25 protein-coding genes are annotated in these 22,886 nt (G+C 72.3%); 10 read left to right on the top strand and 15 right to left on the bottom strand.

Translation table 11 applies throughout. The features are described 5' to 3' along the window. Window positions 1-196 precede the first annotated feature (196 nt). The 3 genes from ACIQJT_RS12450 to ACIQJT_RS12440 all read left to right on the top strand — a co-directional run bounded on the left by ACIQJT_RS12450 (window position 197) and on the right by ACIQJT_RS12440 (window position 4,173). Window positions 197-1,573 carry an NAD(P)/FAD-dependent oxidoreductase gene (locus ACIQJT_RS12450; RefSeq protein ID WP_402642563.1) on the top strand — a complete coding sequence of 459 codons (1,377 nt, stop codon included), beginning with the start codon at window positions 197-199 and terminating at the stop codon, window positions 1,571-1,573. Between the two features lie 92 nt (window positions 1,574-1,665). Beyond that, complete coding sequence (locus ACIQJT_RS12445; RefSeq protein WP_402642560.1) at window positions 1,666-1,878, top strand: DUF4287 domain-containing protein; 213 nt, start codon at window positions 1,666-1,668, stop codon at window positions 1,876-1,878. 75 nt (window positions 1,879-1,953) lie between these two features. Continuing rightward, window positions 1,954-4,173: an FUSC family protein gene (locus ACIQJT_RS12440; protein WP_402642558.1), complete on the top strand. Its 2,220-nt coding sequence runs from the start codon at window positions 1,954-1,956 to the stop codon at window positions 4,171-4,173. Window positions 4,174-4,178: 5 nt separating this feature from the next. Here the strand turns inward: ACIQJT_RS12440 and ACIQJT_RS12435 are convergent, their stop codons facing one another. The 6 genes from ACIQJT_RS12435 to ACIQJT_RS12410 all read right to left on the bottom strand — a co-directional run bounded on the left by ACIQJT_RS12435 (window position 4,179) and on the right by ACIQJT_RS12410 (window position 7,427). Next, the gene (locus tag ACIQJT_RS12435) at window positions 4,179-4,613 is read right to left on the bottom strand and encodes a hypothetical protein (RefSeq protein WP_365449508.1); all 435 of its coding nucleotides are present in this window, start codon (window positions 4,611-4,613) and stop codon (window positions 4,179-4,181) included. Window positions 4,614-4,641: 28 nt separating this feature from the next. Continuing rightward, window positions 4,642-5,475 (bottom strand): DUF1206 domain-containing protein, encoded by an 834-nt coding sequence (locus ACIQJT_RS12430; RefSeq protein ID WP_365449506.1) that lies wholly within the window; start codon window positions 5,473-5,475, stop codon window positions 4,642-4,644. A gap of 67 nt (window positions 5,476-5,542) precedes the next feature. Next, window positions 5,543-5,749 carry a DUF5133 domain-containing protein gene (locus tag ACIQJT_RS12425; RefSeq protein WP_402642554.1) on the bottom strand — a complete coding sequence of 69 codons (207 nt, stop codon included), beginning with the start codon at window positions 5,747-5,749 and terminating at the stop codon, window positions 5,543-5,545. 20 nt (window positions 5,750-5,769) lie between these two features. Then, window positions 5,770-6,627, bottom strand: coding sequence for a SigB/SigF/SigG family RNA polymerase sigma factor (locus ACIQJT_RS12420; RefSeq protein WP_365449502.1), 858 nt, complete (start codon window positions 6,625-6,627; stop codon window positions 5,770-5,772). A 204-nt stretch (window positions 6,628-6,831) separates the two neighbouring features. Beyond that, window positions 6,832-7,275: an ATP-binding protein gene (locus ACIQJT_RS12415; protein WP_365449500.1), complete on the bottom strand. Its 444-nt coding sequence runs from the start codon at window positions 7,273-7,275 to the stop codon at window positions 6,832-6,834. A gap of 14 nt (window positions 7,276-7,289) precedes the next feature. Then, window positions 7,290-7,427 (bottom strand): hypothetical protein, encoded by a 138-nt coding sequence (locus tag ACIQJT_RS12410; protein WP_159044259.1) that lies wholly within the window; start codon window positions 7,425-7,427, stop codon window positions 7,290-7,292. Window positions 7,428-7,489: 62 nt separating this feature from the next. Between ACIQJT_RS12410 and ACIQJT_RS12405 the strand changes: the two genes are divergently transcribed. The 3 genes from ACIQJT_RS12405 to ACIQJT_RS12395 all read left to right on the top strand — a co-directional run bounded on the left by ACIQJT_RS12405 (window position 7,490) and on the right by ACIQJT_RS12395 (window position 9,947). Continuing rightward, entirely contained in the window at window positions 7,490-7,699 is a 210-nt protein-coding gene (locus ACIQJT_RS12405; RefSeq protein WP_365449498.1) for a hypothetical protein, read from the top strand. 55 nt (window positions 7,700-7,754) lie between these two features. Next, entirely contained in the window at window positions 7,755-9,233 is a 1,479-nt protein-coding gene (locus ACIQJT_RS12400) for an aminotransferase class I/II-fold pyridoxal phosphate-dependent enzyme (RefSeq protein ID WP_402642550.1), read from the top strand. A gap of 258 nt (window positions 9,234-9,491) precedes the next feature. Continuing rightward, a complete protein-coding gene (locus ACIQJT_RS12395; RefSeq protein ID WP_402642548.1) occupies window positions 9,492-9,947 on the top strand; it encodes a cyclic nucleotide-binding domain-containing protein in 456 nt (151 codons plus the stop codon). A 3-nt stretch (window positions 9,948-9,950) separates the two neighbouring features. On the opposite strand, the gene ACIQJT_RS12390 is transcribed toward ACIQJT_RS12395, so the two are convergent. Next, on the bottom strand, window positions 9,951-11,249 hold the full coding sequence (locus ACIQJT_RS12390) for an MFS transporter (RefSeq protein WP_402642546.1): 1,299 nt from the start codon (window positions 11,247-11,249) through the stop codon (window positions 9,951-9,953). 107 nt (window positions 11,250-11,356) lie between these two features. Then, on the bottom strand, window positions 11,357-11,974 hold the full coding sequence (locus ACIQJT_RS12385; RefSeq protein WP_365449490.1) for a LysE/ArgO family amino acid transporter: 618 nt from the start codon (window positions 11,972-11,974) through the stop codon (window positions 11,357-11,359). A 69-nt stretch (window positions 11,975-12,043) separates the two neighbouring features. Here ACIQJT_RS12385 and ACIQJT_RS12380 point away from each other — a divergent pair, with 69 nt between their 5' ends. Further along, window positions 12,044-12,934 (top strand): LysR family transcriptional regulator ArgP, encoded by an 891-nt coding sequence (locus tag ACIQJT_RS12380; protein ID WP_402642639.1) that lies wholly within the window; start codon window positions 12,044-12,046, stop codon window positions 12,932-12,934. Window positions 12,935-13,038: 104 nt separating this feature from the next. On the opposite strand, the gene ACIQJT_RS12375 is transcribed toward ACIQJT_RS12380, so the two are convergent. After that, window positions 13,039-13,767 carry a TetR/AcrR family transcriptional regulator gene (locus ACIQJT_RS12375; protein WP_365449488.1) on the bottom strand — a complete coding sequence of 243 codons (729 nt, stop codon included), beginning with the start codon at window positions 13,765-13,767 and terminating at the stop codon, window positions 13,039-13,041. 111 nt (window positions 13,768-13,878) lie between these two features. Here ACIQJT_RS12375 and ACIQJT_RS12370 point away from each other — a divergent pair, with 111 nt between their 5' ends. Next, window positions 13,879-15,099, top strand: a complete 1,221-nt coding sequence (locus tag ACIQJT_RS12370) for a saccharopine dehydrogenase family protein (RefSeq protein ID WP_402642542.1) — start codon at window positions 13,879-13,881, stop codon at window positions 15,097-15,099. Between the two features lie 109 nt (window positions 15,100-15,208). Continuing rightward, window positions 15,209-15,463 (top strand): WhiB family transcriptional regulator, encoded by a 255-nt coding sequence (locus ACIQJT_RS12365; protein WP_053852174.1) that lies wholly within the window; start codon window positions 15,209-15,211, stop codon window positions 15,461-15,463. Window positions 15,464-15,502: 39 nt separating this feature from the next. On the opposite strand, the gene ACIQJT_RS12360 is transcribed toward ACIQJT_RS12365, so the two are convergent. The 5 genes from ACIQJT_RS12360 to ACIQJT_RS12340 all read right to left on the bottom strand — a co-directional run bounded on the left by ACIQJT_RS12360 (window position 15,503) and on the right by ACIQJT_RS12340 (window position 20,725). Beyond that, window positions 15,503-15,952 (bottom strand): DUF6098 family protein, encoded by a 450-nt coding sequence (locus ACIQJT_RS12360; RefSeq protein WP_402642539.1) that lies wholly within the window; start codon window positions 15,950-15,952, stop codon window positions 15,503-15,505. 68 nt (window positions 15,953-16,020) lie between these two features. After that, window positions 16,021-17,838: a sensor histidine kinase gene (locus ACIQJT_RS12355; protein WP_402642537.1), complete on the bottom strand. Its 1,818-nt coding sequence runs from the start codon at window positions 17,836-17,838 to the stop codon at window positions 16,021-16,023. Then, on the bottom strand, window positions 17,835-18,536 hold the full coding sequence (locus tag ACIQJT_RS12350; protein ID WP_402642535.1) for a response regulator: 702 nt from the start codon (window positions 18,534-18,536) through the stop codon (window positions 17,835-17,837). The genes ACIQJT_RS12355 and ACIQJT_RS12350 overlap by 4 nt, the downstream gene beginning before the upstream one ends. A gap of 18 nt (window positions 18,537-18,554) precedes the next feature. After that, window positions 18,555-19,298 (bottom strand): L,D-transpeptidase family protein, encoded by a 744-nt coding sequence (locus ACIQJT_RS12345; RefSeq protein WP_402642533.1) that lies wholly within the window; start codon window positions 19,296-19,298, stop codon window positions 18,555-18,557. A gap of 41 nt (window positions 19,299-19,339) precedes the next feature. Further along, entirely contained in the window at window positions 19,340-20,725 is a 1,386-nt protein-coding gene (locus tag ACIQJT_RS12340; RefSeq protein ID WP_402642530.1) for a M1 family metallopeptidase, read from the bottom strand. 140 nt (window positions 20,726-20,865) lie between these two features. On the opposite strand from ACIQJT_RS12340, the gene ACIQJT_RS12335 reads away from it, so the two are divergent. Then, a complete protein-coding gene (locus ACIQJT_RS12335) occupies window positions 20,866-21,216 on the top strand; it encodes a DUF488 domain-containing protein (protein ID WP_402642528.1) in 351 nt (116 codons plus the stop codon). Here the strand turns inward: ACIQJT_RS12335 and ACIQJT_RS12330 are convergent. Further along, entirely contained in the window at window positions 21,213-22,886 is a 1,674-nt protein-coding gene (locus tag ACIQJT_RS12330; protein WP_402642526.1) for an FAD-binding dehydrogenase, read from the bottom strand. The genes ACIQJT_RS12335 and ACIQJT_RS12330 overlap by 4 nt on opposite strands.

Raw genomic sequence — 22,886 nt, 5'->3', positions numbered from 1 at the left:
CCCCTCTGCCGCACACACATTCGGCGGCCGGCCCCCTCACAAGCGGTTTCCCCTCGTCCGGTCCGCGCACCTCCTCCACCTTTCTCCCGGTGCACTTTCAGGTCAGGACGGGCAAGGTGGTCATCGACGCATTCGTCGCGCCCGCACGGGCAGACGAAGGGCGTTCGAGGCAGACCGCCTGGAGCCGCAGAAAGGGATGAACACCGTGACACGACCCAGGATCCTGGTGGTCGGCGCCGGCTTCGCCGGTGTCGAATGCGTGCGCCGGCTGGAGCGGAAGCTCTCCCCGGACGAAGCCGATGTCACCCTGGTGACGCCGTTCGCCTACCAGCTCTACCTCCCCCTGCTGCCCCAGGTCGCCTCGGGCGTGCTGACGCCCCAGTCGATCGCCGTCTCCCTGCGCCGCAGCAAGAAGTACCGCACCCGGATCATCCCGGGCGGCGCGATCGGCGTGGACCTCAAGTCCAAGGTCTGCGTCATCCGCACCATCACGGACGAGATCGTCAACGAGCCGTACGACTACATCGTGCTGGCCCCCGGCAGCATCACCCGCACCTTCGACATCCCCGGTCTCACCGAGCACGCCTTCGGCATGAAGACGCTCGCCGAGGCCGCCTACATCCGCGACCACGTCATCTCCCAGCTCGACCTCGCGGACGCCAGCCACGACCCGGCCGAGCGGGCGGCCCGGCTGCAGTTCGTGGTGGTCGGCGGCGGATACGCCGGCACCGAGACCGCCGCCTGTCTGCAGAAGCTGACCCACGCGGCGGTCAAGCGCTACCCGCGCATCGACCCGTCGCTGATCAAGTGGCATCTGATCGACATCGCCCCGAAGCTGATGCCGGAGCTGGGCGACAAGCTGGGCCGCAGTGCGCAGGAGATCCTGCGCCGGCGCGGCATCGACGTGTCGCTCGGGGTGTCGATCGAGAAGGCGGGCCCCGAGGAGGTCACCTTCACCGACGGCCGGGTGGTGCCGACCCGCACCCTGATCTGGACGGCCGGGGTGGTCGCCAGCCCGCTGATCGCCACGCTCGACGCCGAGACGATCCGCGGGCGGCTCGCGGTGACCGCCGAGATGACCCTGCCGGGCCACGACGGCGTCTTCGCGCTCGGCGACTCCGCCGCCGTGCCCGACAAGGCCAAGGACGACGACAGCGCGATCTGCCCGCCCACGGCCCAACACGCCATGCGCCAGGGCAAGGTGGTCGCCGACAACGTCATCGCGACGCTGCGGGGCCAGGCGCTGAAGCCGTACGTCCACAAGGACCTCGGCCTGGTCGTCGACCTCGGCGGCACGGACGCCGTCTCCAAGCCGCTCGGCATCGAACTGCGCGGCCTGCCCGCCCAGTTCGCCGCCCGCGGCTACCACTGGGCCGCGCTGCGCACCAATGTCGCCAAGGTCCGCGTGGCGACGAACTGGACGCTCAACGCCGTCGCGGGCGACGACTTCGTCCGCACCGGCTTCCAGGCCCGCAAGCCCGCCAAGCTGAAGGACTTCGAGTACACGGACGCGTATCTGACACCGGAGCAGGTCCGGGCCCAGGTCGAGGAGGCAGCACAGCTCGACCAGTAGGTGTGACGCACGTCACTTCGAGCCGCCGATCGGTTCCGGGCCGGTCGGCGGTCCCAGGAGGGACAGCACATCGCCCCCGAGAGGACACCGCCATGGCCGAGACCCTGAAGGGCCCCGCGAGCTACTTCCCCTCCATCGAGAAGAAGTACGGCCGCCCGGTCGCCGAGTGGCAGGAGCTCGTCCGGTCCTCGCCGCTGACCCGGCACATGGAGCTGGTCGCCTGGCTGAAGACCGAGCACGGGATGGGGCACGGCCACGCCAACGCACTGGTCGCCCACACCCTCGCCGAGGCCAGGGGCGAGTGATCCACCCCTCCCGTGCCATGCTGGAAACGGATCATGACGTGACACGGGAGTGAGTACGGCGGAGTGAACACAGCGATGCTGCGCGATCGGGTCGCCGCGTCGGACCCGGGCCTGCTGCGGCTGGCCGCCGGTCTGCGCACGGTGGGGGCGATCGCGCTCACGCTGGCCGTGCTCGGTGTGCTGGGGGTGAGCGTCCCGCACCTGGTGGCAGGTGCCATCGCGGCGATGGTCGCGACCTTCGCCATCCGGGAGAAGCAGCGCGCCCGGCAGGCCGTGACCCTCGCCCTGGGCCTGCCGGTGGCCCTGGTCTCGATGTCCCTGGGCGCGCTGCTGAGCTCCCGGGTGCTGGCCGGTGACCTGTTCTTCGTCGCGCTGATCTTCTGCGCGGTCTACGGCCGCCGCTTCGGCGACCGGGGCACCGCGCTCGGCCTGATCGGCTTCCAGATCTACTTCGTGTCCCTGTTCGTCGGCGCCTCCGTCTCCGGCCTGCCCGAGCTGTACGGCGTCCTAGGGGTCGCCTTCCTGTGCAGCGCGGCGGCACGCTTCCTGCTGGTGCCGGAGACACCCGCGGGCCTGCTCGAACGCCTGCGGGAGGCCTTCCGGGTCCGGCTGGCCCAGCTCGTGTCCGCACAGCTCGCGCTGCTGGACGCCGGGCCGGAGGAGATCGACTCGGCGCTGAAGGACGTACGCGAGGGCACCGCGCGGCTGCACGAGACCGCGCTGATGATCCAGGGGCGGCTGGAGGAGGGGACCTCCGACGCGGGCGCGGCGCGGCTCGTGCAGCGGCGCGTCGCGGACGCCGAGATCGCCGCCGAGCGGCTCGGTCTGCTGCTGCTGACGGCCCGCAGCTCCGAGCGCGCGGACACCCTCACCCTGCATCTGCCGGGTGCGCCGGCCCCTCGTCCCGGCCGGATGCCCGGCCGGGACGAGGCGATGAACCGGGTGCGCCGCGACCTGGAGGCGCTGCGGCTGCTGGTGCTGCGCCCGGTCGCCGCCAGGTCCGGTACGGCCCTGTCCCAGGTCCGCAACCGGCTCCTCGGCTACCGGGAGGAGGAGAACCTGCCGCCCGCGCCGCCCGCGGTCCAGGACGTCTTCCGGGGCGTCGGCGAGGCCGCCCGCGCGGTCCTCGGCCTCAGGATCGCCCTGGACGGCCCGCAGGACGAGTCGGACGACTCCCCCGCGACGGCCCGCTCACGGGAGGAACTGGACGCCGAGGACGCCGTCATCGACGCCGGTGAGGAGGACGGCGGGACGCAGGAGGAGCTCACCGGGCTCAGGCGGCCCACCACACGGGCCGCGGTGCAGGTGGCCGTGGGGTCGGCGCTCGCCATCGTCGGCGGCGAGTTCCTCTCCAGCCAGCGCTGGTACTGGGCCGTGCTCACCTGCTGGATCGTCTTCATCAACACCGCGTCCACGGGCGAGATCCTGGTCAAGGGCTATCGCCGGCTGCTCGGCACCGTCCTCGGCGTGCTGGCGGGGATCGTGCTGGCGGGGGCGGTCGGGCAGCACACCTGGACGGCGTTCGCCCTGGTGCTGGTGCTGGTGTTCGCGATGTTCTACACCGCGCCGCTCTCCTACACGCTGATGTCGTTCTTCGTCACCGCGGCGCTGGGACTGCTCTACACGCTGCTGCACACCTACAGCCTCTCGGTGCTGGTGCTGCGCGTGGAGGAGACCGCGCTCGGCGCGGCCTGCGGGGTGATCGCGGCGGCGTTCGTCCTGCCGGTGCGCACGGACCGCCGCACGAACGACCTGCTCGTCACCGTCCTGGAGCGGCTCGACGACGTCACCGAGGCCGCCGTGGACCAGCTCAGCGGGGGCTCCCCCGAGGAACTGCTCGACCGGGCACGCGACCTGGACCAGGCACTGGCCGACCTGCGGGCGGCCACCCAGCCGCTCACCCACCCGATCACACCGCTGCGGGCCCGGCGGGACACGGCCCGCTATGTCGTGGCGCTCCTGGAGACCTGCGCGTACCACGCGCGCTCACTGGCGGCCACCGCGGAACTGCTGCCCACGCACCCCTCGATCGCGGCCGACCCCCGGCTGCGCAGGGCAGGCCGGCGCATCGGGGAGAACATCGCGGCCATCGCCGCGCACGTCGCCGACGAACGCTCCACCGCCCGGGTCGAGACCGGGCCGAGCATCGCCTCGCTCCTGGAGTCCGAGGTCCCCGGAACCCCGCGCTTCGGCCGGGTCACCGACCGCGTGCTGCGGCACGTCCAGCGGCTGGACGAGACCCTGGTGGGTCTGGCCCGGCCGCTGGACGTGCCGGTCGCGACGCCCGGACGATAGGGCGCTCAGAGATCCGTGGGCAGACCGCTCACCTCGGCAATGCCGCGCAACTCGTCGTCGAGCCGCCGGCGTTCGCGGATGTACTCGGCGATCTCACCGAGGCGGACCGGATCGGAGGCCGTGTCCGCGTCGGTGACCACCCGGATCGGGCTGGTGCCGTCGTCGACATGGAGTTCGATCACCTCGTTGTCCATGCGGCCGGTCACCGCGGTGGCGATGACCAGGGCGGCCTCGTCGCGGATCTCCTGGGGAAGCCCGTCCTGCTCACTGTCGTCGAGCGAGAAGTCCAGGGCGGGCAACTGGTGTTCGTCGATCGCCCGCAGGACCGGACGGACCACGCTGAGCAGGAGCTCGTAGTCGTCCGAGGCCATACGGACGCGCAGCAGGTCCAGGTAGACGTCCACGGGCCTGCCGTCGGGCGGAAGCTCGGGTTCGTTCATGAACCCCGGGTTCCCCGTGAGCGGCGGCTCAGACCCTCCGCCAGCGGGCCATCGCGAACGAGAACACCCCGAACAGCACCAGACCCACGGCGACCAGGACGAGCAGCCACGGTCCCAGCGGCGTGTCGGCGAAGGAGCGGAGCGTGTCGTCGAGGCCCTTGGCCTTCTCGGGTTCGTAGTCGACCGCGGCCCGGACGGCGAAGGCGCCCGCGGCGGTGAACACCACGCCACGCGCCACTCCCCCGCCCACGCCCGTCACGTCGACGAGCTTCCTGACCCGCGGACCCATCTGGGCGAGCTTCATCTTGTCGTGGAAGGACCTGCGCAGGGCCTGCGCGGCGATCCACACACCCGCCACCGCCACGCCGACGCCGGCGATCCCGACCAGCCACTGCCCGGCGGGCCACTCCAGAACCCGCGCGGTGACGTCCTTGGACTGCTTGTCGCTCGATCCGCCGCTGCCCGAGCCGACGGCGAAGGACAGCACGGAGTAGGCGACGAAGGCGTAGAAGACGCAGCGGGCCGCGGACAGCAGTCGTTTCGTGGCCTTGCGGCCGTCGGGGCCGACCGATCCGAACACGACCTCCGACAGACGCCACAGGGCCATGCCGACGAGTCCGATCCCCAGCGCCCACAGGACGACGGAACCGAACGGCTTGTCGGCGAGGGCCTCGAGGGCGCCGCCGCGGTCGGCCTGGTGCTTGCCGTCGCCGAAGGCGATCTGCAGAGCCAGCACACCGACCAGCAGGTAGATCACCCCGCGGGCGGTGAAGCCCGCGCGGGCGGCGCCCTCCATGACGGACCCGCGTGCCGCGCGCCTGGCCTGGATGCGGCCTGCGGGTGCCGTGGAGCTCGTGGTCATGTCGACCTCCTGGAAGTCCGGATGCCGGCCTGGCGGGCGGCGGCGCGGGGTGCGGTCGGTCTGCCGGTCATGCGGGTTCGGGTGTGGCGCCGAGCAGACGGCGGGCCGTCTCCAGGGCCAGCCGCACGTCCCGCGTGCCGGTGGACACACAGAGTGTGTAGGCGAGGTCCCGGGCCCGGGGGCTCGGTTCGGCCGCCGTCGCGGACTCCTCGGCCCGCAGTGCCTCGTACTCCTGGACGAGCCGCCGCAGGAACGTGCGATCGGGTATCAGCATCTGGCCCTCTCCTCGTGTTCTCAGGCCTCGGCAGGGCCGTCGGCCTGCCGCCTCGCCCGGTCGGCCAGCGCCTCGTCGCGGACGCGGGCGCAGCTGCGGCTGATGAGCCGGGAGACGTGCATCTGCGAGATGCCGAGCTGGTCGGCGATCCGGCTCTGGGTCATGTCCTCGAAGAAACGCATGTAGAGGATGGCGCGCTCGCGCTCGGGCAGCTTGCGCAGGCCCTCCTTGGCGGACTCGCGGTCGACCACGACGTCGTACGAGGTGTCCGGGCCGCCCAGGGTGTCGGCGAGGCTGTAGCCGTCGTCGCCGGCCGAGAGCTCGGCGTCCAGGGAGAGGGTGCTGAAGCTTTCGAGGGCCTCGAGGCCGGCGGTGACCTCGTCCTCGGTCAGGCCGGTGTGGGCGGCGATGTCGGCGGGCGTCGGTTCGGGGGAACCCGGGTGCTGGGTGAGCTCACGGCGGGCCACGCGCACCTTGTTGCGCAGTTCCTGGACGCGGCGGGGCACCCGCAGGGCCCACATGCGGTCGCGGAAGTGGCGCTTGACCTCGCCGGTGATGGTGGGGACGGCGTAGCTCTCGAAGGCTCCTCGTTCCGGTTCGAACCGGTCGATGGCCTTCACCAGGCCGAGGGCGGCGACCTGGCGCAGGTCCTCGATGGACTCGCCGCGGTCGCGGAAGCGGCCCGCGATGCGGTGGGCCATGGGCAGCCAGGCGGTGACGAGTTCGTCGCGCAGTGCGTCGCGCTCGGGGCCGTCCTCCAGCCCGGCCAGCCGGGTGAAGAGGGCCATGGTGTCGGGGGCGTCGTCGTGCCGCCGCCTGCCGGGGTTGGTGGGACGGTCCTGCGTGGTGGGACGGCTGGTCGACGTGTCGGTGAGCATGCGGATTCGCTCCTGAAGAACGGGTTCAGGGACTGACCGCGGGAGGAAGACGCCGGGACCGCCGAAGTGGGGCCCGCAGCAGCCATGCAGCTCCCGCTGGCGCGCCTCCGGTCCGAAGCACGAAACTGCGTCTGCCCTGCTCCATGCGGACCAAACTCCGTCGGCGGAACTCCGTTCTCCGACGGCTTGCACAGGAGTGCCGGACTAGCTCAGGGGCACCACGGCGGTGATGCACTTCCCGCCCGAGGGCAGGTCGGTCACGCGCACGTCGCGGGCCAGCCGGCAGACGATCGGCCAGCCGTGGCCGCCGGGGCGCCACCTGCCCTGGGGGTCGACGGGTGCCTTGGCGACCGGCAGCGCGGCGCTGCGGTCGCTGACCGAGACGCACACGCCCCTGCCCTCGACGGTGACGCGGAAGTCGGTGACGCCGCCACCGTGCAGCATCGCGTTGGTGGTGAGCTCCGAGGCGACGAGCAGGGCGTCCGAGAGTGCCTGCGCGTCGCACGGGGTGTGGGTGGCGCGGCAGCGTTCGGACACGGCTCGTTCGACCGCCTGGCGGGCCTCGGCGGGCCGGTACGGCCGCGGGCTCACGCGCCGGCGCGCGACAGAGATTTCGGGGGTGGCTGCGGTCCTGTGCTCGTCGCACATGACGTGGCTCCTGATCAGTGGATCGACTGGTCGTTGAGGTCGGTGAAGCAGAAGCCGGGCCCGGCCGGACCCACGGACACGGTGACCGTGCTGTACGGTGCGCGCCCTCCGTAGGCCTCCAGTAATCGGCTCACCTCTGTGCGCGGGGTCAAACCTCCCCGTTCCGGGCGGGAACCCGGGCGATTCGATCGTGATCCCTGGGTACGCGAAGTGCATGACGGATGTCGTGGACTCAGATGAACTGCTGCGCCGTATCCAGCGCGCCCGGGCCTGTGCGGCGGAGGAGGAGCGCTCCTGGCGGGCCCGCAGCGACGAGCTGGAGGCCTCCGATCCGCAGGCCGCGCGGGACGCCGCCGTGCGCACCCTGGCCTACGAGGCCGTGACCCGGGTGCTGGACGAGGTGCTCAGGCCGGGCAGTCGCTGACCGCCGGGCGCCACGGTCCGGATTGACGCACGTCCGGGCCGGGCACCCGGGGCCAATGACTGTGGATCACACCCGAGCACCGGTTCTGGAAGCCCTGGCCGACTACCACCGCAGGGGGCAGCTCTCCTTCGCGCCCCCGGGGCACAAGCAGGCGCGCGGGGCCGATCCGGCGGTGCGGGAGGTCCTGGGGGACGCGGTCTTCCTCGGGGACGTGCTGGCGTCGGGCGGTCTGGACGACCGGCTGACCCGGGGACGGGTGCTGGAGCGGGCCGAGGAGCTGATGGCCGACGCCGTGCACGCCGACCACACGTTCTTCACCACGTGCGGGAGTTCCCTGTCCGTCAAGGCTGCGATGCTGGCCGTGGCGGGCCCGCACGAGAAGCTGCTGATCGGGCGGGACGCACACAAGTCGGTGGTGTCCGGGCTGATCCTGTCCGGGATCGAGCCGGTCTGGGTCGAACCGCGGTGGGACGCCGAGCGTCACCTCGCGCACCCGCCGTCCGCCGAGGAGTACGAGCGGGCCTTCGAAGCCCACCCGGACGCGAAGGGCGCGCTGGTCACCAGCCCGACCCCGTACGGAACGTGCGCGGCTCTCGGGGACATCGCCGAGGTGTGCCACCGCCGTTCGGTGCCGCTGATCGTGGACGAGGCGTGGGGCGCGCACCTGCCCTTCCACCCCGACCTGCCGTCCTGGGCCATGGACGCGGGCGCCGACATCTGTGTGACCAGCATCCACAAGATGGGCAGCGGTCTGGAACAGGGGTCCGTCTTCCATCTGCGGGGCGATCTGGTGCCGCCGGACCTGTTGAAGATGCGGGCCGACCTGCTGGGCACGACGAGCCCCTCGGTGCTGCTGTACGCCGGTCTGGACGGCTGGCGCCGTCAGATGGCGTTGCGGGGCAAGGAGTTGATGGGCGGGGCACTGGATCTCGCGGCCCGGGTCCGTGCCGCGATCGAAGAGATCGACGGGATGCACGTCAACGACCGCGACGACTTCTGCGGGCCCGGCCTGGCCGACGACCTCGATCCGCTGCCCGGCGTCATCGACCTCTCGGAACTCGGCATCTCGGGGTTCCAGGCGGCGGACTGGCTGCACGAGCACCGGCACATCGACGCCCACCTCAACGACCACCGGCGCATCGGCATGCAGATCACCCACGGCGACGACGAGGAGACCACGGACGAGCTGCTCGCGGCGCTCAGGGATCTCGCCCGGGTCGCGCCGGAGCTGGCCCCGGCCCCGCGGATGGAGGTGCCGCCGCCGTCCGAGCTGCGGATGGAGCAGGCCAGGCTGCCCCGGGACGCGTTCTTCGGCCCGGCCGAGAACGTGCCGGTCGCCCGGGCCGCCGGGCGGATCGCGGCCGAGATGATCACGCCGTACCCGCCGGGGATCCCGGCCGTCCTGCCCGGTGAGCTGCTGACCGGACCCGTACTGGAGTATCTGCGGACCGGGCTGGCCGCGGGCATGAACCTGCCGGACCCCGCCGACGCGGAGCTGGAGACGATCCGGGTGGTCGACACGTCCGCCGAGTGAAACCGGTCACGCGCCCCGGATCCGATTGCGCGAAATCGCCATGGATGGTTTACGGTTCATCCATACGTGGTGACGGGGTCGACACACCGTCCTCCGACACCGCCTCTGACTGCCCTGGCTGGCCTCCCCCGTCCAGCCAGGGCTTTTTCATGCCCTTCGCAGATCCTCACATCCGCCGAGGTGCCCCGAACGGCGGCAGCCGCTGAAATGGGCGTAGGCACAACACCGGAATCCATCGCCGGCGAGGAGCCCCGCGTCATGACCAAAGCGACAAAACTGCTGACCGCACTACCGCAGCCGCAGCGCCAGAGCCTGATGACGCTCGCCAGGGAGGTCTCCTTCCCCGAGGACTTCCACATCTTCGAGGCCGGCGGTACGGCCGACCGCTTCTGGGTCATCCGCTCCGGAGCGGTCTCGCTGACCCAGCAGGTGACCAGCCATCACCTGGTCACCGTCGCCGGACTCGGCTCGGGCGACCTGCTCGGCTGGTCCTGGCTGTTCCCGCCGTACCGGTGGGACTTCGGCGCGGAGGCCTTCAGCCCGGTGCGGGCCTACGAGTTCGACGCGGCGGCGGTGCTGCGGCTGTGCGAGGAGGACCGGCAGCTCGGCATGATCCTGGTGCGCAGCGTCGCCGAGATCCTCGCCCACCGCCTGGAGACGACCCGGGGCAAGCTCATGGAGCAGTACGGCTCGCACCGCAGGGGGGCTCTCTAGGGTTCAGATCCGGTAGCGGCGCAGCGCGGGCACGGCGAAGGCCAGGGTCAGCATGACGGCGACGACGAGGAGGCCGCCGCCGGCGACCGCGCTGCGGGCGCCGAAGACCGAGCCGGCGGTGCCGTGCAGGACGTCGGCGAGACGGGGGCCGCCCGCGACGACGACGGTGAAGACGCCCTGCATCCGGCCGCGCATCTCGTCGGTGGCGGCGGAGAGCAGGATCGCCCCGCGGAAGACCATCGAGACCATGTCGGCGACCCCGGCAACGGCCAGGAACACCACCGCGAGCCACAGACTGCCGCTCAGCCCGAACCCGGTGACGGCCACACCCCAGGCGACGACCGCGCCGATGACCATCCAGCCGTGCCGGCGGGCCCGGGAGAACGTGCCGGAGAACAGTCCGCCGACCACCGCGCCGATCGGGATCGCGGCGAACAGCAGTCCCAGCGCCAGCTCTTCGCCGTAGGGGGCGTAGGTCTCGGAGGCGAGCTGCGGGAACAGGGCCCGGGGCATGCCGAAGACCATGGCCACGATGTCGGCGAGGAAGGACAGCAGCAGCACCTTGTGCGCGGAGATGTACCGGAAGCCCTCGGCTATCTCGCGCACGCCCGCCCGGCGTGCCCCCGCGGCGGCGAGCGGCGGCAGGGAGGGCAGCCGGTAGACCGCCCACACCGTGACGCACAGCGCCAGCGCGTCGACGAGGTACAGCTCGGGCAGGCCGATCACCGGGATCAGCACCCCCGCGAGCAGCGGTCCGACCACCTGCCCGGTCTGCATGACCGTGGAACCGAGGGCGTTGGCGGCGGCCAGTTGCCCCTCGGGGACCAGGCGGGCGATGGAGGCGTTGCGGGCAGGGGCGTTCAGGCCCCAGAACGCCTGCTGCACCGCGAGCAGGACCATGAGGACGGCCACCGAGTCGAGGCCGCTGACCGCCTGGAGCCAGAACAGGACCGAGGTGACGGCGATGCCTGTGTTGGTGATCAGGAGGAGCTTGCGACGGTCCATGCTGTCGGCGACCGCGCCGCCCCACAGCGCGAACACGATCAGCGGCAGCAGTCCGGCCAGGCTCGCTGCGCCGACCCAGGCCGAGGAGCCGGTGATGTCGAATATCTGCTTGGGCACCGCGACGGCGGTGAGCTGGCTGCCGACGGCCGTGACGATGGTCGAGCTCCACAGCCGGCGGTAGGCCGGGATGCGCAGCGGGCGGGTGTCCATCGCCCAGCGGCGCCAGCCGCGACGGGGCGGCGGCGCCTCTTCCGTCGCGGGTGTCTGGGATGCGGTGCTGCTCTCGCCGGTGTCCACAGGATTCCTGGTTGCTCGCTACATCTATCGGGGCCAGGGTTCACTATCGCAGCATCGGCCGGGTGTTCGGGACGCCATGTCTCAGGTCGTGGACGCGGACCTGGGGTTCATGCGCCGGCCACGAGGGTGACGCCCAGGGCGATCATCGTCGCGGCGACCAGTCCGTCCAGGACCCGCCAGGCCGTGGGCCTGGCCAGGAAGCGGCTGAGCAGCCGGGCCCCGAAGCCGAGCGCCGCGAACCAGCACAGGCTCGCGAGCACCGCGCCGAGGCCGAAGGTCCAGCGCAGCGGGCCGCGGTCGGCGGCCACGGAACCGAGCAGGAACACGGTGTCGAGGTAGACGTGCGGGTTGAGCCAGGTCATCGCGAGACAGGTCAGCACCGCCCGCCTGCGGGAGCCCGTCGCCTCGCCCTCCGTCCGCAGGCCCGACTGCCCCGGCCGCAGGACGCGGCGTGCGGCGAGAGCGCCGTAGCACAGCAGGAACCCGCCGCCGATCCAGCCGACCAGGGTCAGCGCGCCGGGCCAGGCCACCACCACGGCCCCGACACCGCCGACCCCGAGGGCGATGAGCACGGCGTCGGACAGGGCGCAGATGCCGACCACGGCGAGGACCGCGTCACGGCGGACCCCCTGGCGCAGGACGAAGGCGTTCTGGGCGCCGATGGCGACGATGAGCGAGAGGCCGGTGCCGAAACCAGCGGCGGCGGCGGACAGAGCAGCGGGCATGACGTCGACGGTACGGAGACGATCACCGCACGTACAGCTAAAGATTCTTGCGTATCATTAGCCTCTGTGATGATGACGGAGCTGCCCCTGGATCAGGTGCGGACCCTGCTCGCGGTGGTCGACGAGGGCACGTTCGACGCGGCGGCCGCCGCCCTGCACGTGACGCCCTCGGCGGTGAGCCAGCGGGTGAAGGCGCTGGAGCAGCGCACCGGCCGGGTCCTGCTGGTGCGCACGAAACCGGTGCGGCCGACCGAGTCCGGCGAGGTGGTCGTGCGGTTCGCCCGCCAGCTCGCCCGCCTCGAACGGGACGCGCTCGCCGAGCTGGGCGTGCCGGGCGAGCAGGAGGTGACCCGGGTGTCGGTCGCGGTGAACGCCGACTCCCTGGCGACCTGGTTCCTGGAGGCGCTCACGCGGGTGCCGGGCCGGGAGCGGCTGTGCTTCGAGCTCCGTCGCGAGGACGAGACCCGTACCGCGGAGCTGCTGCGCGAGGGGCTGGTGATGGCGGCGGTGACGTCCTCCCCGGAGGCAGTGGCGGGCTGTTCGGTGCGTGCGCTGGGGCGCATGCGGTATCTCGCGGCCGCGGAGCCCGGGTTCGTCGAGCGGTGGCTCGCAGGACCGTCGCCGGACGGGCTGGCGGACGCTCCGGTGGTGACCTTCGACCGGAGCGACGACATCCAGGACGGGTTCCTGCGGGGCCTCGGCCTCGACGGGGCGAGCCGGGTCCGGCACGCGGTGCCCACGTCGGAGGGGTTCGTGGAGGCGGTCGCGCGGGGCCTGGGGTGGGGGATGGTGCCCGAGGTGCAGGCGGAGCCCCTGCTGCGGACCGGGCGACTGGTCCCGCTGGCGCCGGACCGGCCGGTGGACGTCCCGCTGTACTGGCAGCAGTGGAAGCTGGACTCCCCGGCGCTGGCCGCGCTGGCCGACGCCGTGACGGCGGCTGCCTCGGCCGCGCTCCGCTGATCCGGCGCCACCTCGGCGCCGGTTCGCCTCATCGACGCTCCACCTCGCTGGTCAGCCGATCGAGGCTCTGCCTCATCGACGCTCCACCTCGGCGCTGCTCAGCCTCAGGGACGCTCCGCCGGCCCGGCCGCCCCCTCGATCCCGATCCGCCGCTCCACGCTGTCCAGGAGCATGTCCAGCGCCGTCGGATAGGCGCTGGTCACCATGCGGGTCGCCAGGAGACCCGCCGCCTCCGCGATCCGCGGATACCGGTCGGCGGGCAGCCGCGCGTACGTCGAACGCCACTTGTCCTCGTCGGCGTCCAGCGCCGCGCTCGGCAGGGCCAGGGAGGCCGCGTCCAGCGCCGCGAAGGCCAGCGTCTGGTCGATGAAGGCGTGGTAGATCCGCACGGTCTCCGGGAGGGGGAGGCCCGCTCCGCGCAGGATGTCCAGGACGGCCTCATCCGCGGCCAGTTCGTTGGCCCGGCCGGTGACCCTGCTGGCCGTCAGCACCGCGGCCTGGGGATGGGCGACGTACGCCCCGTGGATGCGCAGGCCCACCTCGCGCAGGTCGTGCCGCCACTCCCCCGTCGGCGCCCAGCCCTGGAGCGCCTGGCCGATCAGGGCGTCGCCGATGGCCAGCGTCAGTTCGTCCATGCCGCGGAAGTAGCGGTAGAGGGTGCTCGGGTCGGCGTCCAGAGCCAGGCCCAGACGGCGAGCGGTGAGACCGGTGCTGCCGTGCTCGCGGAGCATGCGCAGGGCGGTCTCGACGATCAGTGCCTCGGACAGCACGGTGCCGCTCCTGGTGGGGCGGCGTCTACGGCGTTTCTCCTCGGGAACCACCGGCTTGGGCATGGGGCGCCTCCTTATGCCAACGCCATTGACCTTAAACGGTCGCGCGGCGTTGTATCTCCGCCAGGGGCCCCGTCCATCTGCGACCTTCCACCCTGTTGGGGAGTGTTTGTCATGCGTGTACTGCTCGTGGGCGCCGGGGGCGTCGGCACCGCCGTCACCCGGATCGCCGCCCGGCGGCCGTTCTTCGACGCCATGGTCGTCGCCGACTACGACCCGGCCCGCGCGGAGGCCGCGGTGACCGCGCTCGGCGACCGGGGTGAGCGGTTCCGCGCCGAACGCGTGGACGCGGGCGACGAGTCGGCCGTGGCCGCCCTGCTGGAGCGGCACGCCTGCGACGTCCTCCTCAACGCCACCGACCCGCGGTTCGTGATGCCGCTGTTCCGGGCGGCGCGCTCCGCCGGGGCGACCTATGTCGACATGGCGATGTCCCTGTCCCGTCCGCATCCCGAGCGGCTGTACGAGGAGTGCGGGGTGAAGCTCGGCGACGAGCAGTTCGCGCAGGCCGAGGAGTGGGCGGAGGCGGGTTCGCTGGCCCTGGTCGGCATGGGGGTGGAGCCGGGTCTGTCGGACGTCTTCGCCCGGTACGCGGCCGACGAACTGTTCGACGACATCGAGGAGATCGGGGTCCGCGACGGTGCGAACCTCACCGTCGACGGCTACGACTTCGCCCCCTCGTTCAGCATCTGGACCACCATCGAGGAGTGCCTGAACCCGCCGGTGGTCTACGAGGCCGACCGCGGCTGGTTCACGACGGAGCCCTTCAGCGAGCCGGAGGTCTTCGACTTCCCCGAGGGCATCGGCCCGGTCGAGTGCGTGAACGTGGAGCACGAGGAGGTGCTGCTCGTCCCTCGCTGGGTCGGGGCCCGCAGGGTCACCTTCAAGTACGGCCTGGGCCGCGAGTTCGTCGAGACGCTGAAGACCCTGCACCTGCTGGGCCTGGACCGCACCGAGCCGGTGACCGTGCCGGGTCCCGCGGGACCGGTGGCCGTCTCGCCGCGGGACGTCGTGGCCGCCTGCCTGCCCGATCCGGCGACGCTGGGCGACCGGATGCACGGCAAGACCTGTGCGGGCACCTGGGTGAAGGGCGTCAAGGACGGGGCACCGCGCGAGGTGTACCTCTACCACGTGGTCGACAACCAGTGGTCCATGGCGGAGTACGGCTGCCAGGCCGTGGTGTGGCAGACCGCCGTGAACCCGGTCGTCGCCCTCGAACTCCTCGCCGGCGGCGCCTGGTCCGGCTCCGGTGTCCTCGGCCCCGAGGCGTTCCCGGCCCGTCCCTTCCTGGATCTGCTGACCGCGTACGGCTCGCCGTGGGGCGTCCGGGAGCAGTGACCGGGCGCGTCCCACAGGACCCGGTTGTTTCACCGCGCATCGACAGGTGACCCGAAAGCGAGTAAGGCATGCACGAGGGCACGTACGACTTCGATCGCAGGTGACTTTGATGGACAACTGGCGAACCCATGCCGCGTGCCGCCAGGAGGACCCGGATCTCTTCTTCCCTATCGGCACCACGGGCCCCGCGCTGGTCCAGACGGAGCAGGCCAAGTCCGTCTGCCGGCGCTGCCCCGTCCAGGAGCAGTGCCTCCAGTGGGCCCTGGACACGGGACAGAGCATCGGCGTCTGGGGCGGCACCAGCGAGACGGAACGCCGGGCCCTGGCCCGGCGCGCTGCCGCCGCGCGGAGAAGGTCCGGCTGACGGGCGAGCCCGGACGGGCCCGGTTCCCACCGGGCCCGTTCAGCGGCCCGTCCGGCGCAGCGGGCCCCAGGGATTCTCCAGCCGCTCGACAGCGGTCCGCGCCTCGTCGATCACCTGGGGGTCGATCCAGCACATCGGACGGACGTCGGCGACGAGCGGCTCGTTGTCCGGCCCCCGGCCCCGCTCACGCCCCTGAAGCACCCAGGGCCGTACACCGGGGCCCTTCTCGTGCGGCAGATGGGAGTAGTCGAAAAGGCGCCGGGCCACCCACAGCTGTACGGGCCGCCCCCGCCACCAGTCCTCGACGCTGAGCGGGTTCGCCGACAGTCCCGGCAGGGACAGGCCGGTGAGCTCGTCGGTGCTGGACACCCGGGCCAGATCGACCTCCGGACCACGCGACCAGCGGACGTACAGCCGCTCGTGCCGTTCGGCCAGGCCCGCGAGTTTGGCGAGTGTCCGCACCACCGACAGCCCGTCCGACACCGTCATCTCACGTCCTCCCTTTCCTTCCGCGGGCACCCGCGGGCCTACGTAGTACCCGCACGCCACGAGGGGAATCAGGCGTCCGGCCCCGGCGCGGGACGGCCGGGCATCCGCAGGGTGAAGACGCTGCCGGTGCCGGGCTCGCTCGCCGCCGCGACCGTTCCGCCGTGGGCCGCGAGCAGGTGCCGGACGATGGGCAGGCCCAGGCCGGAGCCGCCGGTACGACGGCTGCGGGACTTCTCCGCGCGCCAGAACCGGTCGAAGACGTGCGGCAGGTCGTCGGGCGCGATGCCGGTGCCGGTGTCGGCGACCTCCAGGACGATGTCGTCGCCGTCCCGGCGCGCGGACAGGGTGACCCCGCCGCCGGCCGGGGTGTGGCGCAGAGCGTTGGACACCAGGTTGCCGAGCGCCTGCCGCATGCGGACCGGGTCGGCGTCCAGCCAGGGCTCACCGTCGACGTCGGTGCGCAGTTCGACCCGGGCCGCGCCGGCGGCGACGCGGTGGGCCGCGGCGACCTGCTGGAGGAGTTCGTCGCAGCGGACGGGCTCCCGGTGCAGGCGCAGCGTGCCGGCGTCGGCGTCCGCGAGGTCCTGGAGGTCGTCGATGACACGTTGCAGGACGAGGGCCTCGTCGTGCAGGGAGGCGAGCAGCACGGGGTCGGGGTCGACGACACCGTCCCGGGTGACCTCCAGCCAGCCGCGGATGTTGGTGAGCGGGCTGCGCAGTTCGTGGGCGATGTCGCTGACCATCGCCTTGCGCTGGGCTTCCAGGCGCTCGCGGCGTTCGGTCAGGTCGTTGAAGGCGACGGCGAGGATGCCGGTCTCGTCCCGGGTGGTGACGGGGACGCGTACATGGAGTTCGGGCGGCTGCTGGGCCGCCGCGGTGAGCGCGCGCAGCGGCCGCACCAGCCGGGTGGCGACCAGGGCCGTCGCGGCGACGGTGACCGCGAGCACGAGACCCGCGGTGCCGACGACCTTCGCCTTGTTGGCCGACGACATGTCGAACAGCACGGCCGGCGTGTCCCCGGTGCCCAGGAAGAGTTCGGCCACGGGTGCCACGTACGGGTCCAACTGGGCGCGGCGGGCCTGGTCCAGGCAGGGCTGGACCAGACGCGCCTCCTTGGCGGCGAGCTTGCCACCCAGCGGACCGCGCAGATCCAGGCCGCTCGGCTCGGTCCCCAGCAGCGCGGCCATGCCGGGGTCCAGTCCGGCCTTGGTCAGGCAGTCACGGGCGAGACCCTGGAGCTCCTTGACGGCCTTCGCCTCGGTCGGAGTGGGCGTGTTGAGCAGTCCGTCGGCGCAGGCGTCGGGCACGTAGTCGGGTGCGGAGCCGGTGTCCGGGTCGGTGAGGACGGTCCGGCCGCTCGGCTGACGGCGCAGGCCGGTCTCCAGACCGGACCGCGCGAAGCAGAGCTGCCGCTTGCGGGCCAGGGCGTCCACCGTGGCGCGTTCCGCCCGGGTGAGCCGGTACGGGCCGACCGCCCGCGGGTCGGTGCCGGCGATCTGGGCACCGCGCTCGCTGTAGGTGTCGGTGCGCAGCGGGTCGACGGTGGCGGCGGCGCTCGGCGGCAGGGCGGTGCCGCGGGGCGCGGAGTCGGCGATGGCCGTGCGGTCGGGGGCGGTCAGGGCGATGCGCCGACCGGTCCTCGCCGACAGCTCCCGCACGGTGGCGGCCACACCCGTCCAGTCGGGGTGGGTCGCCGCGTAGCCGCTGAGTTCGGCGAGGACGTCCATGTCGTCGGCGAGGGCCTGCCCCTGTTCCTCGCGCAGCGCCTGGGTGGTGGTGGCCACGGCCAGCCAGGCGGTCGCGGCCACCGAGCACACGGCGATCAGCCCCGACGTGATCAGCAGGCGGACCAACAGCCGCTTGTGCAGGGGTATCCGCGCGCTCATCCGCGGCCGCCGCTGAGCTTGTAGCCCACCCCGAACACCGTCAGCAGCCGCACCGGGCGGCGCGGATCGGCCTCGACCTTGCGGCGCAGGTTCATGATGTGCACGTCCACGGCCCGTTCGGTGGAGGCCCGGTCGGTCCCCCGGGTCACCTCCAGCAACTGCCGCCGTGAGAAGACCCTTTCTGGTTCGGCGACCATGGCCAGCAGGATCTCGAACTCGGCCGGGGTGCACTCCACCGGCGTCCCCTCGCACCGCACTTCGTGCCGCACGGGGTCGACGGAGAGGCCCGCGGCGCGGACCACGGGATCCTCGCGACGGTCGGACACGGCGGCCCGTCCGCTGCGCCGCAGGACCGTCCGGATGCGGGCCATCAGTTCCCGGGGACTGTACGGCTTGGTCATGTAGTCGTCGGCGCCCAGTTCCAGGCCCAGCAGGACGTCGTCCTCGGCGGAGCGCGCGGTGAGCATCACCACGGGGACGTCCGCGTCGCGGCGCAGCACCCGGCACACGCCGAAGCCGTCGATCACCGGCAGCATCAGGTCCAGCACGACGAGGTCGGGGGCGACCCTCCGGACCGCGTCCAGGGCGGCCCGGCCGTCGTGGACCACGGTCGCGGTGTGACCCTCGGCGAGCAGGGAGCGCCGGATGAGCTCGGCCTGCATCTCGTCGTCCTCGGCGACCAGCACATGTGCGCACACCTGGCGGATCCTAGGCGCTCAGCGGTTCAGGGAGCCGGCGTCGCCCATGACGACGATGGGACGGAGGTCCGGGTCCAGGGCGAGGAGCAGCTCCTTCATGTGCTTCTCCGCGATGCTCACACAGCCGTGGGTGGGGCCGCCGTGGTCGACGTGCAGCCATATCCCGCCGCCGCGCCCCGCGCCCATCGGCCGCGTCCAGTCCAGTGGTGAAGTGCCCGGCCGCCGGTTGTAGTTGATGGCGATCACGTAGTCGAAGGACCCGGCCAGCGGCTCGCCCTCGAAGCCGGTGCCGGGTGCGGTGAATCCGACACCGCGGTCGTACGGCAGCTTCGTGCCGGGGTTCTTCAGCAGTCCCCCGGCGTCGGTGAGGGTGTACACGCCGATCGGTGACCGCAGGTCCCCGGCCATGTGGTGGTCGCTCCAGCCCTTGAGGGCGTTGTGCGCGGGCCAGCTCGCGCCGGCCCGCCAGCCGGCCTCCGTGCGCTCCCACAGCACCACCGTGGACAGCGGCGAGTCGCGGCCCCGCCCTGTGACCACGACGGCCTGCCGGGCGCGGGCCGGGATCTTCGCCCGCGTCCTCGGTCCGAGGCCGGGTATCTGCTGGGGTGCGACCTCGACGGAGATCGCCGGCGAGGGGGTGGCCCTGGCAGGCGCCGGGGAGGGCGGGGGCGCGGTCCGCGTGCCGGCCACGGCGCCCCCGCCGCATCCCGTGAGAAGCAGGGACGCGGCGAGCAGGGCGACATGGGTTCTGCGTGTGATCATGAGGCGACTGTGGCCGACACTTGTGATGAACTCGTCAGTTTCTAGGGCCGGTTCGGCTTGCCGGGCGTCTCCAGCCAGGTCCGGAACAGTGCGTCCAGGTTCCTGCCCGACACCCGTTCCGCGAGACGCTCGAACTGCGCGGTGGTGCCGTTGCCGTAGCGGTGCCCGGTCGCCCAGGCGCGCAGGATCAGGAGGAACGCCCGGTCGCCGACGGCCGTGCGCAGGGCGTGCAGGGTCATGGCTCCGCGGGCGTAGACGGGGGTGCCGAAGATGTTCGCGCCGCTGCCCGGGTCGCCGGGCGGGAAGTCCCACAGCTCGTCGCCCGCGGGTTTCGCGTACAGCTCGTCGAAGGTCTTCTGCGCGCTGTCTCCGCCGTGCTGCTCGGCGTAGAGCCACTCCGCGTAGGTCGCGAAGCCCTCGTTGAGCCAGATGTCCTTCCAGGAGGTGAGCGAGACGGAGTCGCCGAACCACTGGTGGGCGTTCTCGTGGACGAGGGTGCTCAGGTCGGGCGCGCGGTCGTAGACCGGACGGGACTGGGTCTCCAGCGCGTAGCCCACGTTCGGGGCGCGGTCGACGATCGATCCCGCGGCGCGGAACGGGTAGGGCCCGAACAGCCTGCTCTCCCACTCCAGGACGGACGGCAGCTTCTTGAGCACGGGCGCCGCGGCGGCGGCCTCGCGCGGGTCGACGGCGTTGTAGACACGGATGCCGTTCCTGGTGGTGAACTGCTCCACCTTGAACTTCCCGACGGTCGCGGTGGCCAGGTAGGCGGCCATGGGCTCGCTCTGGCGCCAGTGGAACGTCGTCTTCCCGTGCGTGGTGTGCCGGGAGAGGAGCACGCCGTTGGCAACCGCGGTGCGCCCCTCGGGGACGGTGATCGTGAAGTCGTACGACGACTTGTCCGTGGGGTGGTTGTTCGCCGGGTACCAGGTCATCGCACCCTGCGGCTCCCCGGCGACGAAGGCCCCGTCGTCGGTGGGGATCCAGCCGTCGAGCGAGCCGTCCGGGTCGGTGACCGGGGCGGGCTTCCCCTGGTAGGTCACGGTGATGGTGAAACGTTCCCCCTTGCGCAGGGCGCGCTGCGGGGTGACGACGAGTTCCTGTCCGGCACGGTGGAACGCCGCCTTGGCGTGCCCGACCGTCAGGCCGGTGACGGTGAGCCCCTTGAAGTCGAGGTCGAAGCGGGTCAGACGCTGGGTGGCGCGGGCGGTGAGGACGGCCCGGCCGTCGAGATGCCGGCTGCCGGGGTCATAGCGGAGTGTCAGGCCGTAGTGGCCGACGTGGTATCCGCCGTTTCCGGCGAGCGGGAAGTAGGGGTCCCCGGCGCCGGACGAGCCCGTCGACGCGGGCGCGGCGGCCCCGAGCAGGGCGGTGAGGGCGAGGGGGGTGGTGACGAGGACGAAGGTGCGTCTGACGGCCTTCGGCACGTGCTCTCCTACGGTCGGGGGGCGGACGACTGCTTCACACTAAAGGCCCCCTCCCCCGCAACTCGCCCTTGATCAGGTCAAGTCGCGCCGGGCCCCGCAGTACGCTCCGACACACCCGCCCCTGCGTCGAGAGGCCGCCCGTGAGCGTGCGCGTCCGCCGTGTCCACGAACCGCCCGAGCCCGCGGACGGCGTCCGCGTCCTGGTCGACCGGCTGTGGCCGCGCGGCCTGTCCAAGGACGCGGCCCGGATCGACGAGTGGCCGAAGGCGCTCACCCCGTCGACCGAACTGCGCCGCTGGTACCACGCGGGCGAGGGCTCGTACGAGGAGTTCGCCGAACGGTACGAGGCGGAGCTGGACGATCCCGAGGCCGCTGAACTCCTGGACCGCATCCGGGAGTCGGCACGGAACGGCGACGTGACCCTGCTGACCGCGTCGAAGACGCCGGAGCAGAGCCACGCCACCGTGCTGGTGCGCCTGCTGGAGTCCTAGCCGACCTGCTTCGCCGCCGCCCGCCCCGCCGCGCGCCCGGAGAAGAGGCAGCCGCCGAGGAAGGTGCCCTCGAGCGCGTTGTAGCCGTGGACGCCGCCACCGCCGAAGCCGGCGACCTCGCCCGCCGCGTACAGCCCTTCGAGGGGCTTGCCGTCCATGCCCAGGGCACGGGAGTCGAGGTCGGTCTGGATGCCGCCGAGGGTCTTGCGGGTCAGGATGTGCAGCTTGACGCCGATCAGAGGGCCGGCGGCCGGGTCGAGGATGCGGTGCGGGGTGGCGACCCGGCCGAGTCGGTCGCCGATGTAGCGGCGGGCGTTGCGGATGCCCTGCACCTGGGCGTCCTTGCTGAAGGAGTGGGCGATCTGGAGGTCGCGGGCCTCGATCTGGCGGCGGATCGAGGCGGCGTCGAGGAGGGCCTTGTCCGTCAGGCCGTTCATCTTCTCCACGAGCTGCTCCAGGTTCGGCGCGGTGACGAAGTCCGCGCCCTTGCGCAGGAACGCGTCGACGGGCCCCGGGGCGCCCTTGCCGAGGATGCGCTCCTTGAGGAAGCCCGTCCGGTCCTTGGCGGTGATGTCGGGGTTCTGCTCGGAGCCCGAGAGCGCGAACTCCTTCTCGATGATCTTCTGGGTGAGGATGAACCAGGAGTGGTCGTGCCCGGCGATGTCCTCGGTGGTGCGCAGGTGCCTGAGGGTGCCGAGGGTGTCGTAGCCGGGCAGGCACGGGTCGGGCAGCCGGCGGCCGAGGGCGTCGAACCACATCGAGGACGGGCCGGGCAGGATGCGGATGCCGTGGCCGGGCCAGATGGGGTCCCAGTTCTGGATGCCCTCGGTGTAGTGCCACATCCGGTCGCGGTTGACCAGGCGGACGCCCGCGCTCGCGCTGATGTCGAGCATCCGGCCGTCGACGTGGGCGGGGACACCGGTGACCATCTCGGCGGGCGGGGTGCCGAGCCGCGCGGGCCAGTAGCGGCGGACGATGTCGTGGTTGGCGCCGATGCCTCCGGTGGTGACGACGACGGCCTGGGCGGTGAGTTCGAAGTCGCCGATCCGGTCGCGGTTGGAGGCCACGCCGCGCGCGGAGTCGTCCTCGGCGAGGACGGTCCCGCGCACGCCCCGCGCGGTGCCGTCCTCGACGACCAGCTCGTCGACCTGGTGGCGGTGGTAGAAGGTGAGCAGTCCGTCCCGCGCGGCCTGCTTGGCGTACCCGACGAACGGCTCGACGACTCCGGTGCCGGTGCCCCAGGCGATGTGGAAGCGGGGCACGGAGTTGCCGTGGCCGTGGGCGGTCAGATCGCCGCGCTCGGCCCAGCCGACGGTGGGCAGGAACCTGATGCCGTGTCCCTCCAGCCAGGACCGCTTCTCTCCCGCCGCGAACTCGACGTAGGCGCGGGCCCAGCGCACCGCCCAGGCGTCCTCGTCGTCGACACGGTCGAACCCGGCACTGCCCTGCCAGTCGCTCCAGGCGAGGTCGAAGGAGTCCTTGACGCCGAGGCGCCGCTGCTCGGGGGTGTCGACGAGGAAGAGCCCGCCGAAGGACCAGAAGGCCTGGCCGCCGAGGTTGGCGGCGTTCTCCTGGTCGACCAGCGCGACCCTCCTGCCGCGGCTGGTGAGTTCGTGCGCGGCGACCAGGCCCGCGAGCCCCGCTCCGACGACGATGACGTCGGCATCCAT

The organism is Streptomyces sp. NPDC091972 (genome assembly GCF_044756385.1).
In the GTDB taxonomy this organism is placed as follows: domain Bacteria; phylum Actinomycetota; class Actinomycetes; order Streptomycetales; family Streptomycetaceae; genus Streptomyces.
Note: the sequence above shows the minus strand (reverse complement) of the source record. Positions and strands in the feature narration are given on the sequence as shown.

What these genes read in the sequence shown, in the direction of transcription:
- ACIQJT_RS12450 (WP_402642563.1), top strand. Translation starts at nt 197, where the DNA reads ATGAACACCGTGACACGACCCAGGATCCTGGTGGTCGGCGCCGGCTTC.
- ACIQJT_RS12445 (WP_402642560.1), top strand. Translation starts at nt 1,666, where the DNA reads ATGGCCGAGACCCTGAAGGGCCCCGCGAGCTACTTCCCCTCCATCGAG.
- ACIQJT_RS12440 (WP_402642558.1), top strand. Translation starts at nt 1,954, where the DNA reads ATGCTGCGCGATCGGGTCGCCGCGTCGGACCCGGGCCTGCTGCGGCTG.
- ACIQJT_RS12435 (WP_365449508.1), bottom strand. Translation starts at nt 4,613, where the DNA reads ATGAACGAACCCGAGCTTCCGCCCGACGGCAGGCCCGTGGACGTCTAC.
- ACIQJT_RS12430 (WP_365449506.1), bottom strand. Translation starts at nt 5,475, where the DNA reads ATGACCACGAGCTCCACGGCACCCGCAGGCCGCATCCAGGCCAGGCGC.
- ACIQJT_RS12425 (WP_402642554.1), bottom strand. Translation starts at nt 5,749, where the DNA reads ATGCTGATACCCGATCGCACGTTCCTGCGGCGGCTCGTCCAGGAGTAC.
- ACIQJT_RS12420 (WP_365449502.1), bottom strand. Translation starts at nt 6,627, where the DNA reads ATGCTCACCGACACGTCGACCAGCCGTCCCACCACGCAGGACCGTCCC.
- ACIQJT_RS12415 (WP_365449500.1), bottom strand. Translation starts at nt 7,275, where the DNA reads ATGTGCGACGAGCACAGGACCGCAGCCACCCCCGAAATCTCTGTCGCG.
- ACIQJT_RS12405 (WP_365449498.1), top strand. Translation starts at nt 7,490, where the DNA reads ATGACGGATGTCGTGGACTCAGATGAACTGCTGCGCCGTATCCAGCGC.
- ACIQJT_RS12400 (WP_402642550.1), top strand. Translation starts at nt 7,755, where the DNA reads ATGACTGTGGATCACACCCGAGCACCGGTTCTGGAAGCCCTGGCCGAC.
- ACIQJT_RS12395 (WP_402642548.1), top strand. Translation starts at nt 9,492, where the DNA reads ATGACCAAAGCGACAAAACTGCTGACCGCACTACCGCAGCCGCAGCGC.
- ACIQJT_RS12385 (WP_365449490.1), bottom strand. Translation starts at nt 11,974, where the DNA reads ATGCCCGCTGCTCTGTCCGCCGCCGCCGCTGGTTTCGGCACCGGCCTC.
- ACIQJT_RS12380 (WP_402642639.1), top strand. Translation starts at nt 12,044, where the DNA reads ATGATGACGGAGCTGCCCCTGGATCAGGTGCGGACCCTGCTCGCGGTG.
- ACIQJT_RS12375 (WP_365449488.1), bottom strand. Translation starts at nt 13,767, where the DNA reads ATGCCCAAGCCGGTGGTTCCCGAGGAGAAACGCCGTAGACGCCGCCCC.
- ACIQJT_RS12370 (WP_402642542.1), top strand. Translation starts at nt 13,879, where the DNA reads ATGCGTGTACTGCTCGTGGGCGCCGGGGGCGTCGGCACCGCCGTCACC.
- ACIQJT_RS12365 (WP_053852174.1), top strand. Translation starts at nt 15,209, where the DNA reads ATGGACAACTGGCGAACCCATGCCGCGTGCCGCCAGGAGGACCCGGAT.
- ACIQJT_RS12360 (WP_402642539.1), bottom strand. Translation starts at nt 15,952, where the DNA reads ATGACGGTGTCGGACGGGCTGTCGGTGGTGCGGACACTCGCCAAACTC.
- ACIQJT_RS12355 (WP_402642537.1), bottom strand. Translation starts at nt 17,838, where the DNA reads ATGAGCGCGCGGATACCCCTGCACAAGCGGCTGTTGGTCCGCCTGCTG.
- ACIQJT_RS12345 (WP_402642533.1), bottom strand. Translation starts at nt 19,298, where the DNA reads ATGATCACACGCAGAACCCATGTCGCCCTGCTCGCCGCGTCCCTGCTT.
- ACIQJT_RS12330 (WP_402642526.1), bottom strand. Translation starts at nt 22,886, where the DNA reads ATGGATGCCGACGTCATCGTCGTCGGAGCGGGGCTCGCGGGCCTGGTC.